Annotated in this window: 19 protein-coding genes; 11 read left to right on the forward strand and 8 right to left on the reverse strand. The window is 64.8% G+C overall.

Features of this window, described 5'->3' with window-relative positions; all coding sequences use genetic code 11:
• Positions 1 to 30: 30 nt before the first annotated feature.
• Both HYG77_RS11365 and HYG77_RS11370 read right to left on the reverse strand, forming a co-directional pair.
• Positions 31 to 300: a hypothetical protein gene (locus HYG77_RS11365; RefSeq protein ID WP_005250812.1), complete on the reverse strand. Its 270-nt coding sequence runs from the start codon at positions 298 to 300 to the stop codon at positions 31 to 33.
• Between the two features lie 97 nt (positions 301 to 397).
• Positions 398 to 1,903: a PAS domain-containing sensor histidine kinase gene (locus HYG77_RS11370; protein ID WP_208962698.1), complete on the reverse strand. Its 1,506-nt coding sequence runs from the start codon at positions 1,901 to 1,903 to the stop codon at positions 398 to 400.
• 198 nt (positions 1,904 to 2,101) lie between these two features.
• Between HYG77_RS11370 and HYG77_RS11375 the strand changes: the two genes are divergently transcribed.
• Genes HYG77_RS11375 through HYG77_RS11405 form a run of 7 tightly spaced genes read left to right on the forward strand, consistent with a single transcriptional unit; the run spans position 2,102 to position 7,740 of the window.
• Entirely contained in the window at positions 2,102 to 3,262 is a 1,161-nt protein-coding gene (locus HYG77_RS11375) for an acyl-CoA dehydrogenase family protein (protein WP_208962699.1), read from the forward strand.
• A 28-nt stretch (positions 3,263 to 3,290) separates the two neighbouring features.
• Positions 3,291 to 3,668 carry a hypothetical protein gene (locus tag HYG77_RS11380; RefSeq protein WP_005255968.1) on the forward strand — a complete coding sequence of 126 codons (378 nt, stop codon included), beginning with the start codon at positions 3,291 to 3,293 and terminating at the stop codon, positions 3,666 to 3,668.
• A 5-nt stretch (positions 3,669 to 3,673) separates the two neighbouring features.
• On the forward strand, positions 3,674 to 4,174 hold the full coding sequence (locus HYG77_RS11385; RefSeq protein WP_109334856.1) for a nuclear transport factor 2 family protein: 501 nt from the start codon (positions 3,674 to 3,676) through the stop codon (positions 4,172 to 4,174).
• Entirely contained in the window at positions 4,174 to 5,460 is a 1,287-nt protein-coding gene (locus HYG77_RS11390) for an aromatic ring-hydroxylating dioxygenase subunit alpha (protein ID WP_208962700.1), read from the forward strand. The genes HYG77_RS11385 and HYG77_RS11390 overlap by 1 nt, the downstream gene beginning before the upstream one ends.
• The gene (locus HYG77_RS11395; protein WP_208962701.1) at positions 5,450 to 5,953 is read left to right on the forward strand and encodes an aromatic-ring-hydroxylating dioxygenase subunit beta; all 504 of its coding nucleotides are present in this window, start codon (positions 5,450 to 5,452) and stop codon (positions 5,951 to 5,953) included. The genes HYG77_RS11390 and HYG77_RS11395 overlap by 11 nt, the downstream gene beginning before the upstream one ends.
• Positions 5,954 to 5,994: 41 nt before the next feature.
• Positions 5,995 to 6,735 (forward strand): SDR family oxidoreductase, encoded by a 741-nt coding sequence (locus HYG77_RS11400; protein WP_208962702.1) that lies wholly within the window; start codon positions 5,995 to 5,997, stop codon positions 6,733 to 6,735.
• A 45-nt stretch (positions 6,736 to 6,780) separates the two neighbouring features.
• Complete coding sequence (locus HYG77_RS11405) at positions 6,781 to 7,740, forward strand: PDR/VanB family oxidoreductase (RefSeq protein WP_208962703.1); 960 nt, start codon at positions 6,781 to 6,783, stop codon at positions 7,738 to 7,740.
• A gap of 16 nt (positions 7,741 to 7,756) precedes the next feature.
• Here the strand turns inward: HYG77_RS11405 and HYG77_RS11410 are convergent, their stop codons facing one another.
• Positions 7,757 to 8,377: a response regulator gene (locus tag HYG77_RS11410; RefSeq protein WP_208962704.1), complete on the reverse strand. Its 621-nt coding sequence runs from the start codon at positions 8,375 to 8,377 to the stop codon at positions 7,757 to 7,759.
• 223 nt (positions 8,378 to 8,600) lie between these two features.
• Here HYG77_RS11410 and hpaC point away from each other — a divergent pair, with 223 nt between their 5' ends.
• Genes hpaC through HYG77_RS11430 form a run of 4 tightly spaced genes read left to right on the forward strand, consistent with a single transcriptional unit; the run spans position 8,601 to position 12,321 of the window.
• Positions 8,601 to 9,194 carry a 4-hydroxyphenylacetate 3-monooxygenase, reductase component gene (gene hpaC / locus HYG77_RS11415; RefSeq protein ID WP_109326765.1) on the forward strand — a complete coding sequence of 198 codons (594 nt, stop codon included), beginning with the start codon at positions 8,601 to 8,603 and terminating at the stop codon, positions 9,192 to 9,194.
• Between the two features lie 2 nt (positions 9,195 to 9,196).
• Positions 9,197 to 9,490, forward strand: coding sequence for a DUF485 domain-containing protein (locus tag HYG77_RS11420; protein WP_208962705.1), 294 nt, complete (start codon positions 9,197 to 9,199; stop codon positions 9,488 to 9,490).
• A 6-nt stretch (positions 9,491 to 9,496) separates the two neighbouring features.
• The gene (locus HYG77_RS11425; RefSeq protein ID WP_208962706.1) at positions 9,497 to 11,047 is read left to right on the forward strand and encodes a cation acetate symporter; all 1,551 of its coding nucleotides are present in this window, start codon (positions 9,497 to 9,499) and stop codon (positions 11,045 to 11,047) included.
• Positions 11,044 to 12,321: an amidase gene (locus HYG77_RS11430; RefSeq protein ID WP_208962707.1), complete on the forward strand. Its 1,278-nt coding sequence runs from the start codon at positions 11,044 to 11,046 to the stop codon at positions 12,319 to 12,321. Before HYG77_RS11425 ends, HYG77_RS11430 begins: the two co-directional genes overlap by 4 nt.
• 53 nt (positions 12,322 to 12,374) lie before the next feature.
• Here the strand turns inward: HYG77_RS11430 and katG are convergent, their stop codons facing one another.
• The 5 genes from katG to HYG77_RS11455 form a co-directional block, all read right to left on the reverse strand.
• Positions 12,375 to 14,609: a catalase/peroxidase HPI gene (gene katG / locus HYG77_RS11435; protein ID WP_208963357.1), complete on the reverse strand. Its 2,235-nt coding sequence runs from the start codon at positions 14,607 to 14,609 to the stop codon at positions 12,375 to 12,377.
• A 71-nt stretch (positions 14,610 to 14,680) separates the two neighbouring features.
• Complete coding sequence (locus HYG77_RS11440) at positions 14,681 to 15,109, reverse strand: Fur family transcriptional regulator (protein ID WP_109326761.1); 429 nt, start codon at positions 15,107 to 15,109, stop codon at positions 14,681 to 14,683.
• Positions 15,110 to 15,240: 131 nt separating this feature from the next.
• A complete protein-coding gene (locus HYG77_RS11445) occupies positions 15,241 to 15,690 on the reverse strand; it encodes a hypothetical protein (protein ID WP_208962708.1) in 450 nt (149 codons plus the stop codon).
• On the reverse strand, positions 15,687 to 15,932 hold the full coding sequence (locus HYG77_RS11450; RefSeq protein WP_159919161.1) for a hypothetical protein: 246 nt from the start codon (positions 15,930 to 15,932) through the stop codon (positions 15,687 to 15,689). Before HYG77_RS11450 ends, HYG77_RS11445 begins: the two co-directional genes overlap by 4 nt.
• 331 nt (positions 15,933 to 16,263) lie before the next feature.
• Positions 16,264 to 18,012, reverse strand: coding sequence for a helix-turn-helix domain-containing protein (locus HYG77_RS11455; protein WP_109326760.1), 1,749 nt, complete (start codon positions 18,010 to 18,012; stop codon positions 16,264 to 16,266).
• Between the last annotated feature and the right edge of the window lie 227 nt (positions 18,013 to 18,239).

The following is an 18,239-nucleotide window of genomic DNA, read 5'->3' on the forward strand; positions in this document are numbered from 1 at the left end:
GCAGCTCTGCGTCCTACCCCATCCGCCGGTTCACTGAGCCCAGGCCGCCTCCGCAATCCAGTACTCGCTTCCGTCGGCGCTGATTCCGCGTTGCCAGTCGGTGGTCCGTCTCAGGTTCGGTTCGACGCGCGCGGTGGCCGCGTCGGCGCCGTCCGGTCCGTCCTCCCGGGTCTGCCAGTGGACCCAGTTCACTTCGTTGCCGTCCTCGTCGTGCACGAAGAGGTCGACGTGGTGCCAGCCGTAGCGGTGGGTGTCGGCGTAACAGGTCAGGAATGTCCGGTGATGATGCGAATAGTCCACGAGGTACCTCCGGGCCGCGGTGGTGTTTCCCACCACGCTAGAACCGGATCGGGCGCAACGGAATCCAAGAAACCTTTACCCGCGTGGGGTCGTCCGCTCAGAGGTTCGGATCGGCGGGCAATGTGAACGTGAAGACGGCCCCGTGCGGATCATTCTCGCGCGCGGTGAGTGTCCCACCCTGGCGGGTGATGATGCGGTGGCTCAGTGCGAGCCCGATTCCGTGACCCGTGGACTTCGAGGTGAACACGCCATCGAAGATTCGTCCGTCCGGGATGTGCGAGAGCCCCTTGCCGTGGTCCTCGACGCTCACGACACCCTCCGTCTCGGTGACGTCGGTGCGTACCGTCACGATGCGGTCGGCCACCGGCCATTCCGCCATCTCGTCGATGGCGTTGAAACACAGGTTCAGGATGACCTGCCCGGTGAGCACACGTTCGCACACGACGGCAACGGTGTCGTGCACACAGACGTACTCGACCCGAACTCTCTTCTGCCGCGCCCGGATGTTGATGAAATACGCGCATTCGTCGACGATATCGTTGAGATCGACGATCTGCTGTGACTCCTCGAGTTGCGTCACGTACTCACGCAGACTCCGGACGATCTGATTGGCCCGGTCGATCTGTTTGCGCGCCTCCCCCAGGCCCCAGCTCACCTCGTCGTGACTGTTCTGGCCGTCGCCGAGGCGGCTCTGCGTTCCGGCGATGAAATTGGTGGCGGCCGCCAGCGGCTGGGCCAACTCGTGGGCGATGGCCATGGCCATATCGCCCATCGCGTTGTACCGGGCCAGGTAATTGAGGTACTGCGAGTCCCGTTCGTGCTCCTGCTCGGTGCGGACGTGTTCGGTGACGTCGTGGAAGAGCAGGAGGTGGCCGCTCAGATCGTTCTCGATACCGATGTGCTGGCAGCTCCCCGCATGCCATCGGCGCTCCTCGGCCGTCAGTTCCACCTCGTAGCGCAGGCTCTGGGAGCCTCCGTCGGCGGTTGTCAGTTCCAGGGCGCGGCGTACGCTGTCCCGTGACTGCCCCGCCCGGCAGAACTCCGTGAAGCGTTCGCCGACAAGCGATGCCACCGGAACCTTCAAGAGCTGCGACGCCGCCTCACTCGCATACGTGATACGGCTGTCGTCGTCCAGGACGAGGATTCCTTCGGCCATGTTCCGCAGGAAGGCGGCCAGGCGGGCCTCGGTGCGGGTGAGGTCGGCCTCGGTGCGGGTGAGGTCGCGGCGCATCGACGTCTCCTGCTCGATGTCGCGGAACTGCACCATCACCACGGTCCGGGCGCTCAACTCGACCCGGACCGCGATCGCCTCCGTGAGGACTTCCCTCCCGCTCTTCGCGCGATACGCCCATTCGATGACCGCCGCCCCGTTGTCGACAGCGTCCTGCAGCCACCGCCGTCCCACCGACCGGCGGTAACGCTTCGCCGGGGAACTCATATCGGGGGCCTTGAGCGGTTTGAGTTCCTCGACCGTGAACTCCAGCAATTCCGACGCAGCCCTGTTCGCCCAGAGGATGTCCTTGGTGGCCGCATCATGGACCAGGACGCAGTAGCGGAGGGACTCGACGAGTTGTTCGTAGTCGGACGGCGCGAGATCGGACAATGCGGCCTCCTTCGGCTCACGTCGAGTCTACTGAGCGGACAGACAGCGGACACGATAGGGAAATCCTTTACTCCGAGGCGACATCTCTGCACGTCGGCGGGAGGAAGCACCGATTGAGTGATGCCCACCACCGCAATAGCGTGAATTCGACACGAAACACGCCACACCCCTTCTACTTCGCGTCGATCGGAGTACTTGATGACCAACGCACCGACCCTCGACACGACGGACGCCGCCGCGAACGGGACGCTGTCGTTCGAGGACGTCCTCGAGCACGTCGCACTGCGGCGGGAAGAGTTCGCTCGCCAGAAGTTCGTGCCTCGCGACATGATCGACGAGTTCAAGCAGATCGGCATCTACCGCGCGGCGACCCCCCGCCGGTTCGGCGGTGACGCACTACCCCCGAGCGAGTTTCTGCGGATGATTGAACGAATTTCCGCGGTGGATGCGTCGGCGGGCTGGGTGGCGAGCTTCGGCTCCGCTCTCGTCTACCTGGCAGCACTGCCGCTCGCGACTCAGGCGGAGCTGTACAAGGACAGCCCGGACCTCGTCTTCGCCGGCGGATTGTTCCCGGTCCAACCCGCCGAACAGGTGCCGGGTGGTCTGAAGATCACCGGGCAGTGGAAGTTCGCCAGCGGATGCAAGGGCGCCGACATTCTCGGTGTCGGAATTCGCGGCGGCGACTCCACAGCCGGAAAACCCCGCACCGCACTGCTGTGGCGGAAGGACGTCGAGATCGTCGAGAACTGGGACGTGGTCGGCCTGTCGGGTACCGGAAGCCACGAACTGAAGGTCGACGGCGTCGTCGTCCCCGAGGATTGGACGTTCATCCGGGGCGGAACCCCGACCGTCGACGAACCCCTCTACCGCTATCCCTCCATCGCGTACGCCGCCCAGGTTCTGGCCGTCGTCAATCTCGGAGTGGGCCGCGCCGCACTCGACTACGCGATCAAAGTCGGTGCGGGACGCACGGGAATCACCGGAGCGCCGAAGCTCGCCGATCGGGCCTACTATCGCATCGACCTGGCCAAGGCGGAGGCGACGCTGAGGTCCGCCCGCGCCTTCTTCTACGAGGTCACCGACGAGGCGTACGCCACGGTGGTCGCCGGCGATCCCGTCCCGGACAAGCTTGCGGCACTTCTTCGTCTGTCCTCGACGCACGTGGCAAAGGCGGGCGCTTCCGCCGTGCACACCGCCTTCCAGTTGTCGGGCACCGGGGCGATCTACGACGGCAACGCGATGCAGCGGTACATGCGCGAGGCCCTGGTCCCGCCGCAGCACGCCTTCCTCGGCGACGGCATCTACGACAGCGCCGGTGCGGTGCTCATGGACATCCCGCCGTTCCCCGGCTTCATCTGACCACCCCGTTCGAATCGAGGAGATCATCGTGAGTGACACCAAGACCGCACCGCTGCGAGTCCTGTTCTGCATCGGCATCAATCAGAACTTCTTCGACCTCCCCACCGGCCAGGGCGGGCTGGTGTGGAAGGCGTTCTCCGGGATGATGGACGCGGTGGCCGAGACACCGGGCGTCCGGGTGATCGGCGACATCGACGACGACAGCCACCTGGTCGGACCGTCGGACGGCTGGCCCTGGACCTGCTACATCCTCGCCGACGTCGACACCCAGGAGACCGTCAAGGCCGTCTGCAACCTCTTCCGCACCACCCCGGTCGGCGAGTACACCTTGTGGCGATACGCGAAGATCGAGGCCCGCATCGGCCGTGCGCTCACCGTCCGCGAAGACGTCGACCTCGGCGTGTGAGCGGAATGCACTCTGCGACCGCGGCCGAGCGCATCGAAAGTCGTGAGGCCGTGCACCGCGTGATGTGCCGCTACATGGAACTGTGCGATGTGCCCTCCGTGGAGTTTTCGGTCGAAGAACTCGCCTCGCTGTTCACGCCCGATGCGGTGTGGGAAGGCATCGGCACCGAGTACGCGCTCGAGTTCGGCACGCGTCGGGGCCGGCCGGAGATCGTCGGAATGCTCACCGCGTATCTTCCCCCGAACTCCCATTTCCGGGGAAATGTACACCTGCTCGGGAGTGAGCAGATCGAGGTGGACGGCCCTGCGGGGCGGGGGCGGTGGATCATGCAGCAGCTTTCGCGATACGAGGACGAATCGGCCGAACTGCTCGTCGCACGCATCACCGCCGAGTGTGAAGTGCAGGGCGGTATCGCCCGGATCAAGCACTTCACGACCGAGAAGCTGTTCGTCACTCGCCTCGACGAGGCGACACGACTGCTCGAATCGAATGGAAAAAGAAACTGATGACCACTTCCCTGGATCCCACCACCACCGACACCGACTTCGCGGACCTCGCCACGGGCGACCGCGTGGACGGATCGCTGTACACCGACCCCGTCATGTTCGAGGCGGAACTCGAAAGGATCTTCTACCGCACCTGGGTATGGGTTGCCCACGAGAGCGAGATCCCCGAGGCCGGAAGCTACAAGATGGCGACCATCGGCCGGCAGCCGGTGATCGTCAACCGCGACCGAAAGTGGAACTTCAATGTCCTGCTGAACCGGTGTCGCCACCGCGGGGCCAGCGTCTGCGAGGTCCCCAAGGGCAAAGCGAACGGGTTCACCTGCCCCTATCACAGCTGGTCGTACGCCCTCGACGGTCGTCTGCGCGGAATTCCATACCCCGACGGATACGACGAGAACCTCGACAAGAAGGACCTCCCCCTCCAGAGCCTGCGGGTGGAGTCCTACGCCGGGATGATCTTCGCCAGCTTCAACCCCGACGTCGAACCCCTCGACAACTTCCTCGGCGACGCCAAGGTGTGGATCGACCTGTTCATGAAGCAGGGCGCGGGATACCCCATCAAGACGCAGGGCGAACATTGCTTCCGCTTCCGCGGAAACTGGAAGATCCAGTTGGAGAACACCACCGACGGATACCACTTCCCGATCGTGCACCGGTCCTGGATGTCCTCGGTCGACGCCGAGACCGCCGACATGCTCTCCTTCATGACCGACGACAACGCCGTGACCCACGCTCTCGGAAACGGCCACAGTGTCGCGATCATGGTTCCGGAGCACGTCGACCTGGACCATGACGACGGCACCGAGAAGATTCAGGCACGTTTCGACCACATCGTCGAAGAACTGTCGAAGACGATGCCCGCCGACAAGGTCCGCCGCATCGTCCGCTCCATGCACGGCGCCGGATTCAACCTCAACATCTTCCCCAACGTCGCGATGTCGATGTCGTTCTTCCGGGTCCTGCGCCCGATCTCGGTCGACGAGACCGAGATCCGGCACATCGCCCTCGGCATGGACGGCGGCCCGGAGATCGTCAATCGCGAACGCCTCCGCATCCACGAACATTTCCAGGGCCCGTTCGGGTTCGGCAGCCCCGACGATTCCGAGGCCTGGGATCGGGTACAACGCGGATCCCGCGGCGCACCCGGAATGCCGATCATGGTGAACCGCGGCCTCAATCGGGAAGCGCTCGACAGCGACGGACACCGCACCTCGCACGTCACCGACGAAACCGGAATGCGCGAGGCCTACGCAATGTGGAAGAGGATGATGACCGATGAGCACTGATCTGATGACCGCCCAACTCGCCGACACCCGGGTACTGCAGGCGATCGAACTCATCTGGCACGAAGCGGCCCTCCTCGACGCCAAGGACTACCAGGCGTGGGACGCCCTCTGGACCGACGCAGGCCGGTACGTCATTCCCATCGACCCGGACACCGACGACTTCGACGGATCGCTGAACATGGTCAATGACGACACTCGCATGCGCCGCATGCGTATCGAACGTCTGACCTCCGGTTACTCGATGTCCGCGCTCGCCGCCGCGCGGACGGTCCGCACCGTCTCGCGGTTCACGGTCGAGGAACGGACCGAGGACTCGGTCACCGTGAGGTCCGCGCAGATCCTCGTGGGTTTCAAGCGCGACGACCAGCAGACCCTCGCCGCCGACGTCACGCACCGCATCCGCTACACCGAGAGCGGACCGCGGTTGGACCTCAAGGTTATCCGGTTGGTGAACTCGCAGGCAGCGGTCAACGCCTCCGGCTACCTGCTCTGATCAGCATTTTCCGAACCTCATCGATCGAACAGGAGCTCGACGTGGATTCTGTCGCAGTAGTCACCGGCGGCGGCCGCGGCCTCGGTGCCGCGATCGCACACCAATTGCACGACCGCGGATACCGCGTCGCGGTCGCGGACATCGACAGCGGCGCCGCGAAAGAGACAGCGGCGGAGCTGGATCCGGACGGTGACACGGCCATCGGCGTGGAGTTGGACGTCCGGAAGCGGAAGAGTTTCGAAGCCGTCCGTGACCGGGTGATCCAGGAGTGGGGCGGCATCGACGTCCTCGTCAACAACGCCGGCCGGTCACAGACGGGCTCGCTGATGGACATCACGCCGGAGGAATTCTCCGACATCGTCGAGATCAACCTCAACGGCGCCTTTCTCGGCTGCCAGGTGTTCGGAAGTTACTTTGCCGGGAAGCGATACGGCAGAATCGTCAACATCGCCTCGCTGGCGGGACAGAACGGTGGCACGGCGACCGGCGCCCACTACGCCGCGGCCAAGGGCGGCGTCGGCACACTGACCAAGGTCTTCGCACGCGAACTCGCCCCGGCGGGTGTCACGGTGAACGCCGTCTCCCCCGGGCCGCTGGATCTACCGGTGGTGCGTGAGACGGTGCCCGCGGACAAGCTGGCCGCCATCCTCACCACGATTCCGGTGGGCACCTTGGGCTCGCCCGACTTCATTGCCGAGACCGTTGCTCTGCTCGCGTCGCCGACGGCCGCGTCGGTGACCGGAGCCTGCTGGGACGTCAACGGCGGCCTGTACATGCGCTGACCCCGCCCGCGGGCGACGGGTCGCAGCACCGGAGGAAGAATCACCATGAGCATGTTCACTGTCACTGTTGCGGACATTGTCGACGAAACGCCGGACATCAAATCGTTCCGGCTTGTTCGGACGGACGGTTCACCGTTCGACCCGTACCCTGCCGGCGCCCACATCGACATCCTCGGCCCCACCGAGGTCCTCACCCAGTACTCGCTGTGCAGCCCGCCGCACGAGTCCGAGTCCTATGTGGTCGCCGTCAAACGCGAGACCGGTCCCCGCGGCGCCTCGGCCGCACTGCACGATCGTGTGACGATCGGCAGCGAGTTGCAGATCAGCCGGCCGCGCACACTGCTCACGCTCGCCGAGGGCGCCGATCGGCACATCCTCGTCGCGGCGGGGATCGGGCTGACCCCGATGCTGAGTCTGGCGTTCGCGTTGCACCGGCGGGGTCAACAGTTCGACCTGCACTACTTCGCGCGGACGAGGGCGCAGGCCGCGTTCGTCGACCTGCTCGAGAGTACCGATTTCCGCCGGGACGTGCATTTGCACTTCGGCCTGGCGAGGGACGACCAGCTCTCCACCCTCGAGAAGATCCTGGCGGACGCGTCCGCCGCCACACACGTCTACACCTGTGGCCCCGAAGGTTTCATGGAACGGGTGCGCGGGCTGGCGGAACCCGCTGTCGGTGAGGACGCGGTCCACTTCGAACACTTCGAGGCGGCGACGCCTACAGCGACCCGGTCGGACACGGCGTTCGAATTGGAACTCGACACGGGCGAGGTGTTCCAAGTGCCTGCCGGGAAGTCCATCGCCGACGTACTCGAAGAGAACGACATCGAGATCGACACGTCCTGCAGGGAAGGTATTTGCGGCACTTGTGTCCTGGACGTGCTGGAGGGCGAGCCCGACCACCGCGACAATTGCCTCACCAAGAGTGAGAGAAAGGCGGGAGACAGAATTGCCGCCTGTGTGTCGCGCGCGAAATCCGGGCGGCTCGTCGTCGAACTCCCCTGAAAAGTGCCGAATTATGTCAGGTCACGGCAATTCCGGCCTGCAGAATATCTCGTACGAGAACGGCGATGCTTTCTGCTCCGGTCTTTTCCTTGATACGGGTGCGATGCACGTCGACCGTCTTCACGCTGATTCCCAATTCTTTCGCAATGTTCTTGCTGGGCAATCCGTCGAGGACGAGTGCGAGGATTTCCTTCTCGCGCACCGTCAGCGTGTCTATCCTGCCCTGCAGTTCCGTTCTGTTGCGTCGCTCGCCGAATCGTTGACGCGCGACTCGGAGCGCGTCCTGAATGACGTCGAGCATGTGCTGCGGATCGTAGGGCTTCTCGATGAACGTCAGCGCACCCCGCTGGAGTGCCCGCACCGACATCTTGATGTCACCGTGTGCCGACACGAAGATGATCGGAATCGGGGATTCGTCGGCGAGGAGTGCCTCCTGGAGCTGGAATCCCCCGACTTCCGGCATCCGGACGTCCAGAACGAGGCAGGCCGGGATGTCGCGGCGGTACTCGTCCAGGAACGACTGCACCGAGAAGTAGTACTCCGACGTGATGTTGACCGAATCGAGTAACCATGCAAGCGATGCGCACAACTCCTGATCGTCGTCGACGATGTAAACCCGCGTTTCTTGCTGTTCCATCGAATCCTGCCTCGCACAGATGGCTTGCTTCCTCGTCCAGTGAACACCGACCGTAACGGAAGCGGTAGGCAACTGAAGGAATCCCCTACCCCGGTAGGCGACTTACTGCAAGAAAGTAGCGTCGCCGCCAATGTTCCAGTGCATGACACGCGTCATATCCTTCTTTCAGGAACGCCGGCGCAACGTGGTGACACGACTTCTTGTTCCAACTCATGGAGACGAAATGCCCGAACTCACAACCATGCAATCGATCTTCCGCACCGCCATGGCCAATCTGCCGGCCGCGGTCAACATCGTGACGACCGACGGCCCTGCCGGGCGATGCGGAATGACGGTGACCGCCGTCTGCTCGGTAACCGACTCCCCGCCCACCGCACTCGTATGCGTAAATCAGAACAGCGCCATGCACAACGTATTCCAGAACAACGGCAGAGTCGGTATCAACGTGCTCTCCGGCGACGACGAAGAACTGGCCATGCATTTCGCGGGCGCAACACAAGTCGCGATGGCCGACCGGTTCCAGTGGGACATCTGGGAAGACGACACCGACGACGGTGTCCCGATCCTGCGCGCCGCCCACGTGGTGCTCGCCGGCCGGATCGCGGACAGCAAGACCGTGGGATCGCATTCGGTGATGTTCATCGAACTGGACCGCGTGCATACGCGCGAACACGGCGACAGCCTCGTCTACTTCCAACGCAAATTCCACCGTTTGTCGGTTCCGGTCGAGTCCCCAGACTGGCTGTTCTACGACGAATGGTCCGATCCGATCACCGTGACACCCGCACTCGTTCCCGCCGCAGCCGGAGGTAAATAGCTATGGTCACCTCGTCACCGCCCGAACAAGTCCCACAGAAATCCGACCTGCAGGCGCTCGCAGACACGCGTGCCGCCCTGACGTTTCGTCTCAGCGCCTTGGTCCTCGCACTGTTTCTGCCCCTACCGATCCTCGGCGGGTTCACCTCGCTGCTGGACGGCGTCGTCTTCAGCGGCGTCACCGTGGCGTGGCTCTACGCGGTCGCGCAATTCGTCGTCGCCATCGTCGTGGCCCGGTACTACATGGCGCGGGCCGCCGAACTCGACTCCCGGACCGCCTCGCCGGCGAAAGGATAACGCGCCATGAACCTCGTCTCCGCTGCACTTTTCGCGGCCCTCGTCGTTGTCACCCTGATGATCACCGCGTGGGCTTCCAAGAGGAACAAGTCCGCCGCCGATCACTACGTCGCGGGCGGCAGCCTGACCGGCAGGCAGAACGGTGTCGCCATCGCCGGCGACTTCATCTCTGCCGCCTCGTTTCTCGGAGTCACCGGCGCGATCGCGCTGACCGGTTTCAACGGGTTCTACCTCGCGGTCTTCGTGCCCGTCGCGTTCGTCCTCGCGATGCTGCTGATCGCGGAACCCCTGCGCAACCTCGGCCGCTTCACGCTGGCGGATGTTCTCGCCACCCGGTTCCCCGGCAAGGACGTGCGGTCGATGATGGCGATCAGCACGGTGGTGATCAGCGTGGTCTATCTCGTGTCGCAGCTAGTCGGTGCCGCGCTTCTGGTGTCGTTGCTGTTCGACCTCGACTACACCGTGGCCGTGTTGATCATCGGAACACTCACCACGGCGTACACGTTGGTGGGTGGCATGCTCGCCACCAGCTGGATCCAGATCATCAAGACCGGTCTCCTCATGGTCTGCGCCGTCGTGCTGTTCGTTCTCGTGCTGGTGCGGTTCGATTTCAATCCCTTCGGCCCGTTCAGCACCGCGCTCGCCGAGTTTGGGCAATCGTTCGTCGCGCCGCAGCGTACGTCCGGTGCCGCGTCGTTCGACCAGTTGTCGCAGACCGTCGGGCTCGTCCTCGGCGTGCTCGGCCTGCCGCACGTGATGATCCGCTTCCTCACCGTTCCGGATGCGAAGCAGGCGAGAACGTCCGCCTACACCGCGATCTGGATCTTCTTCGCCTTCTACCTGCTGGTTCCCGTGCTCGGCTACGGCGCCGCCAAGCTGGTCGGTGTCGAGGTGATCAAGTCCGAGAATCGGGGCGGCAACCTCGCGGTCGCGCAGCTCGCCGAGACGGTCGGCGGCGGCGTCCTGCTCGCATTCGTCGCGGCCGTGGCGTTCGTGACCATTCTGGCCGCACTGTCCGGCCTGGTGATCGCCACCTCCGGTGCGATCGCACACGACCTGTACGGGCAGGTGATCAGGAACGGATCGGTGTCGGCGAAGGCCCAGCATCGCGCGGCCCGGGTCGCGACGGTGGCAACCTGCGTCATCGGTGTCGCCCTCGCCTTCGCGGCGCAGAAGCAGAACGTCGCGTTCCTCGCCTCACTGGGGATGTCGATCGCAGCATGTGCGAACCTGCCGGCACTGCTGCTGACCATGTACTGGAAGCGCATGACGGCGCGTGCCGTCATCTCCGGCATCGTGGTCGGGCTCGTCCTGTCGGTCACCGTCATCCTGCTCAGCCCGGTCGTGCAGGGACCGGACTCCATCCTCGGGTTCTCGAACCCGGCACTCGCCGTGGCACCCCTCTCGCTGGCGGTGTCCATCATCGTCGCGCTGTTGTCGGCGCCATCCGGGGAGACGAAAGCACGAGCCGATCGCCTCTTCTCCGTGATGCGCACCCGAGCGCTCACCGGGCAGACCGAGACGACGAGCGACGACACGATGGTGGCGATGCGATGAAGACGGAACTACGGTCATCGAGCCCACTCCGGGAGCTGGCCGAGCAGCTGGCGACGGGCGCGACGACGCCCATCGATGTGGCGGAGGCGGCACTCGCACGAATTGCGGACCTCGAGCCGGAAGTTCACGCCTGGGTCCACCTCGATGCCGATGCGGTGCGGTCCGCGGCCGACCGAATCCAGGACAGCGGCCCGGACGGCGCGCTCTGGGGCCTGCCCGTCGGAGTCAAGGATCTCATCGACGTCGCGGGTATGCCGACGCGCTGCGGCAGTGAGCTGCGGGGTGCGGATTCCGCGACGACGGACGCCGATTGTGTGGCGCGTGCGCGTGCCCTCGGCGCACTCCCGTTCGGTAAGACGGTGACCACCGAGTTCGGGTATTTCAAGCCCGGCCCGACCCGCAACCCCCGCGCCCTGGGTCACACCCCCGGCGGGTCGTCGAGCGGCTCGGCGGCAGCGGTGGCCGCGGGCATGGTGCCGCTCGCATTCGGTACACAGACCGCGGGGTCACTGACGAGGCCGGCGTCGTTCTGCGGAGTCGCAGGTTTCGTCACCGCCCACGGCGAATTTCCGACCGCGGGCATCACCGGGCTGAGTCCCAGTCTCGACACGGTGGGGCTGCTGGCACGAACCGTGCCCGATCTCCACTTCGCGTGGACAGCACTGCGCGACGGCACGCGAGCGCCCGCTCTCGAACCTTCCGCTCCACACCGGCTGCGGCTGTGGAGCGGGTTCGAGCTCGGCGAGGTGTCCCGAGAGATGACGGCGGCGCTCAGGACGACCGCTGATTCCGCCGCGTCGGCGGGGATCCAATGCCGTGAGTTGTATTCCGCCGCAACGGTTGTGGCACTGGCGGAACACCACCACACGGTGATGGCGTACGAAGCCGCCCGCGAACGCGCCGCCGAGGCCGCGCAGACCGACAAGATCAGCACACCCCTCGCCGAACTGTTCACCGCGGGGGCCGCAACCACAGAGACGGATTACCGTGCCGCCCTCGCCGAAATCCGCGAGACCCGACAGCTGCTGCTCTCGGCGTTGGGCGAGGACGAAGCAATCCTCGGGCCCGCGGCTCTCGGCGCCGCGCCGCACGGCCACGACGCGACAGGGACGCCCATCATGAGCCGACCGTGGCAGGCGATGGGTCTACCGGTGGTCACGATCCCTGGCAGTCGTGACAGTGCGGGCCTTCCCCTCGGATTGCAGTTGATCGGGCGTCCCGGTGCCGAGCAACGACTCTTCCAGACAGCCGCCTGGCTCGAATCTGTGCTCTGACCGGAAAACGTCAGTCGACGAAGTTCGACGGTGCCACACCCGGTGTCACGGGGTCAGCGAAGGTCGAACCGATCGAGGTTCATCACCTTGTCCCATGCGGAGACGAAGTCGTGCACAAACTTCACCTTCGCATCGTCGGCGGCGTAGACCTCGGCCAGCGCGCGAAGCTCCGAGTTCGACCCGAACACCAGGTCCACACGGCTGCCGGTCCACTTCACCTCACCGGTGGCGAGGTCGCGACCCTCGTAAATGCCCGAGTTCGCAGATGTGGGCGCCCACACCGTTTCCAGATCGAGCAGGTTCACGAAAAAGTCGTTGCTCAACGACCCGGGGTGTGCGGTGAACACGCCCAGCGACGACTGGTTGTGGTTGGCGCCCAACACCCGCAGGCCACCGATCAGCACCGTCAACTCGGGAGCGCTGAGGTTCAGCAGATTCGCCTTGTCGATCAGCAAATACTCGGCGGGCAGCCGGTGTGCCGTCCCGAGGTAGTTGCGGAACCCGTCCGCGCTCGGCTCGAGAGCGGAGAAGGATTCCACGTCGGTCTGATCCTGCGTGGCGTCGGCTCGTCCCGGAGTGAAGGGCACCTCGATGTCGTGTCCGGCGTTCTTGGCGGCCTGCTCGACAGCCGCAGCTCCGCCCAGCACGACCAGATCGGCGAACGAGATCCGGGTGTTCCCGGTCTGCGCGGAGTTGAACGACTCCACGATGGCGTCGAGGATGCCTACCACCTGCGCGAGCTCGTCGGGGTTGTTGACCTCCCAGCTCGCCTGCGGCTCGAGACGGATACGACCGCCGTTGGCGCCGCCCCGCTTGTCGCTGCCCCGGAACGAGGAGGCCGACGCCCACGCAGTCGAGACCAACTCGGCAACAGTCAGTCCCGACGACAGGATCCGCCCCTTGAGGGTGGCAATGTCATCGGCGCCGACGAGGTCGTAGGTCGCGGCGGGGATGGGGTCCTGCCACAGCAGGGTTTCGTCAGGCACGAGCGGGCCGAGGTAACGGGCGACCGGGCCCATGTCGCGGTGGGTCAGCTTGTACCAGGCCCTGGCGAATTCGTCCGCGAGCTCCTCGGGGTGGTCGAGCCAGCGACGGGTGATCTTCTCGTAGGCAGGGTCGATCCGCAGGGAGAGGTCGGTGGTCAGCATGGTGGGGGCGTGCCGCACCGAGGGGTCGAAAGCGTCGGGCACGGTACCGGCACCGGCGCCGTCCTTTGCGATCCACTGGTTGGCGCCGGCGGGGCTCTTGCTCAGCTCCCATTCGTAGCCGTACAGGGTTTCGAGGAAGCTGTTGTCCCACGTGGTCGGGGTAGGTGTCCAGGTCACCTCGAGGCCACTGGTGATGGCGTCCTTGCCCTTACCGGTGCCGAAGGAGCTCTTCCAGCCCAGACCCTGCTCCTCGAGCGGTGCGGCCTCGGGCTCCGGGCCGACGTGGTCGGCCGGGCCGGCGCCGTGGGTCTTGCCGAAGGTGTGGCCACCGACGATCAGTGCAGCGGTTTCGACGTCGTTCATCGCCATCCGGGCGAACGTCTCACGGATGTCCGTGGCCGCGGCGAGCGGGTCCGGGTTGCCGTTCGGGCCTTCGGGGTTGACGTAAATCAGACCCATCTGCACCGCACCGAGCGGCTTTTCGAGGTCCCGCTCACCGGTATAACGCTCGTCGCCGAGCCAGGTGAGTTCCGGGCCCCAATACACATCCTCTTCCGGTTCCCACCGATCCACCCGGCCTCCGCCGAATCCGAAGGTTTCGAAGCCCATCGACTCGAGTGCGACGTTGCCGGCGAAGACCATGAGATCGGCCCACGACACCGTCTTGCCGTACTTCTTCTTCACCGGCCACAGGAGCCGGCGCGCCTTGTCGAGGTTCGCGTTGTCGGGCCAACTGTTCAGGGGCGCGAACCGTTGCATCCCGGCGCCGGCGCCGCCGCGACCGTCGGTAGTGCGGTAGGTGCCCGCGGCGTGCCATGCCATGCGGACGAAGAGGGGGCCGTAGTGCCCGAAGTCGGCGGGCCACAACTCGTGTGAGGTGGTCAAGACCTCCTCGATGTCACGCTTCAGATCGTCGAGGTCGACGGACGCGAATTCCTTGGCGTAGTCGAAGTCCTCGTCCATGGGATTGCGCACGGCGGGGTTCTTCTGCAGGATTTTCAGGTTGAGCTGGTTCGGCCACCAGTCACGGTTTCCCCCGCCTTCAGTGGGGTGCTTCTGACGACCGTGGGCAACGGGGCAGCCGCCGCTCTGCGCGGGCTCCGTTTGGGCCTCGGCTATCGGAGGGTGTTCTTCTGCGATGGTCTGGGTGTCAGTCACTGCTTTCCTTCCAAAAAGGGAGTAATCCGGGCTGTGCTTGGTGGATCGGGTTGTCAACGGTGCGATGGGGAACAGTCAGGGCAGGTGCCCCAGAAGATGAGCTCCGCCTCGTCGACACGAAATCCGTTGTCGTGCGAAGCGGTCAGGCACGGCGTGTCACCGACGGCGCAGTCGACGTCAGCGATGGCTCCACAGGACCGGCAGACCACGTGGTGGTGATTGTCACCGACCCGAGACTCGTAGCGCGCCAGGGAGCCTGACGGTTGGATCCGCCGCACCAACCCTGCCGCGGTCATCGCGTGAAGCACGTCGTACACCGCTTGCTGAGACACTCGCGGCAGAACACCGCGCACCGCCGCGAGGATCGTTTCCGTGTCGGCGTGGGGATTTGCCTGCACCGCTTCCAATACCGCAATCCGCGGCTGGGTCACACGCAGATCGGCGAGCCGCAGCTGTCGTGCGAAATCCGTTGTCGAAGGCACGGGCAGACTATGCCCCGACTTTCTGTAACTGATCAAGATAATGAGTCATATTGAGACGCTGCGGAAACTCGCGGACTGGTCCGAATCCGACGGGCATTAATCGAACCCGGTAGCGCATTGCACAGCCGGGTTCACGCCGGCTGCCGTGCTCGCTGTTTCGAGGTGGCGAGACTGGCGCGGCATGCGGCGATCAGGCGGGTGGTGGCCGGACTGCCCCCGTCACCACACCGAGTGCAGACGATGGTGGCGCGGCATGCGGCGATCAGGCGGGTGGTGGCCGGACTGCCCCCGTCACCACACCGAGTGCAGACGATGGTGACGGTTCCCGCGATCTCGTCGATGACCACGGGCAGGGGGACGGCGCAACTACGGCACCATCGGTGTCGCGTCACTGCATTGATATGGGCCGGCGACGCGACGCAGCGGTAGATCCACCGATGGTGTAGCGGGCACGTGACCCGGTCGTCGGGAGCCAAGCGCAGATCATCCTCGGCAGCGTCCTCGCTCGCGAGACACTCGCCGAATACACCTCGTGGGTAGCGTGATTCAGATGCCCATCCGATTTTGGTCAGGGTCGTCATGACGTCACCTCCACCAGATCGAACTGTGCATGCAGTTGTGCCCAGGTGGTCTTGCGGCGACCGTCGGAGCTGCGGTAGGTAGCGTCGCCGTCCGGCAGCCAGGTCCGCATCAGGTCATCACGCACGGGAGGGCGGTCGGTGGGGGCGGCCGTCGTGCACAGTGGTGCCACCAGCCAGACCCGACCACTACCGGAGTGCTCTCGCCCAGTCGTTGTGTGCAGAGTATGCGGGTTTGTCGTCATCAGAATCGCCTTCTCGGTTGCCGCGCTAGACTTCGGGTTTCGTACCGAGTGCACTATCTCGGTATCCCCCATCGTCCGGCGGAACTGGTGTGATGGCCGTCTCATTTCCGGACACGGAAAGGGTGGTCACTCGGTGAACTGGAGACGACCACAGAGGACCATCAGCACCCGATCGGCCGCGATTCGCGCGGCTTCCCGGTCCGTACCGGGTTCGGGCACTGAGCAATCCGGACCCGAGGCAGGAAGCCACGACGCGCGGGGTGTCCGCGATCAGCGATAGCTGAGTAGCTCCGCGTGACCGCGGGGCGGCAGTCCATGCTTGGGAGACGACTTACAAGCCGATTCCGAACTCCTTGATTTTCCGGTAGATCGTCGCGCGTGAGATGCCGAGCGCGGTTGCCGCCGCCTTCTTGTTTCCGTGGTTTTCTTCGAGGCTGCGGACGATGGCGTCTCGCTCCAGGGCCTCGATCTGTGTAAGCGTGTGTCGGCTCAGCGCCCGGCATACCGGTGGCAACTGATCAACTCCGGCGATGCCGGAGCGTTGCCGCTGCACCACCTCCTGGAGGACCTGCCGGAGCTCGCTCACGTTTCCGGGCCAGCTGTATTTACACAGTTGACGCATTGCCGCAGGGTCGAGCGATAGCTCTGCCCCGTGGCCCAGCTGACGGAGTAGGAGCGGTACCAGGTCGTGGAGATCCTCGATGCGGTGGCGCAACGCGGGCACAGGCACGGTGTGGCTGAAATAGGGCAGGATAAGCGTGTCGAGATCGGTGTTGTGCGCTGCAGCGCCGATGGTTACACCGGTCCAGCCGGCATGCTCACGTCCGGAAATGAGGTCGGCGACAGACCTCTGATGCTCCTCGTCGAGCAGATCGATGTCGCGAAGGATGATGCTGAAGCGGTCCTGTTCGAGTTCTTGCCGAAGCGCCTGCATGACGCCACTGTCCCCCGACAGCTCCGGCCCACAGAAAATTCGCGTTCGAACCGGAATATGGGCCATAGCAGCCGCTTTGAGTGCTGCAGTGCGACCGCTTCCCGGCTCTCCGGAAACCGTGACCCACTGTTGTTCGCGAGCGCAGCGGGCGATCTGCTGGCAACTACGGCGCCAAGAAGCGCTGCTGCCGGTGATACCGGGCAGGGAATCATGTTTCTCTGTTGCTGGGATCGCGGAGTTGGCGGTGTCGAGGAGGTGTACGTAGAACAAAGCCATCTGCCGTCGCGATCCGAATCCGAAATCCTCGGTGGACGACAGACGCGCCGACAGTCCGCTGGGTAGGGCGACGATATGTCGATGTGTGGCAGGCATTCCTGTCAGGTCGACAGCGTGCTCGAGCAGCGCAGCTTGGTCTTGGGCATCCAGTGCCAGGCGCAGGCGACGGTTGAGGAGCACCAGATCGTCACCCAGAGCGAGAACCCCTGCTTGTGGTGCCCGCCGACCTGCCTTCAGGTAGGCGTTCAGGAGCGCTGTCTGCTCGGCACTGGCCTGTGCAAGGAGCCGCCCTTCGATCTGGGCGGTTGCGGATTTGGCCAGGGTGGCCAGCAGTGGTCCCCCGTCCTCGACCCAGCCGGTCAGGTCGAGCGCGCCGACGAGAGCTCCGGAAATCGGGTGGGTGATCGGGACACCGGCACAGGCAAGTTGCCCGAGACTTTCGACGTAGTGTTCGGCGCCGGTGACCAGGGTTGGTTGCCGGGTCTCGAGGGCAGTGCCGATACCGTTGGTACCTGCGAATTCTTCCGAGTAGCTGAAACCTGGGGCCAGGCTGACAGCGTCGAGCGTGCGATTGAGCCGCTGGCTGGCGGCGATCCTTGTCAAGATCACTCCGTCGGCGGACGTCAGAATCACACTGACCGGCTCGTCCACCAGCCCGTCCGCGAGCTGTTTCAAGACCGGTCCGGCTGCCGTGACGAGGGGACAGTCCAGGTTCGGCTCCCGGACATACGGGAGATCGAGCTGATCAGGTACCACTTTCAGTGACTTCGACCGCTGCCAGGAGGAGTAGATGTCCTGCCGAATGGAGCTGTCGAGATGATGCTCGGAGAGAAAACGCTCACGTGCTACCCGTAGATCCTTAGCGGTCATGATTCCTACACGCCCCGTTCTTCCGCCGGTTACATGCATGAGCGTACGGCGTCTCAATGTGATACGGGTCTCAGTATGAGACACAGGCCTGTGCGCGTAGATCCCCAGGTGGGCCGACGTCCTCGACGCACGCACAGTGTTACGACGAGTTTCGGGTGTCACCCCGGGGTAGACGAGCCACCGGCTGTCGCACGCGTGGTACGTGGGGCACCGGGTGGCCAATTGCG

It is taken from the genome of Rhodococcus sp. ZPP, assembly GCF_017656075.1.
Lineage (GTDB): Bacteria > Actinomycetota > Actinomycetes > Mycobacteriales > Mycobacteriaceae > Rhodococcus_F > Rhodococcus_F oxybenzonivorans.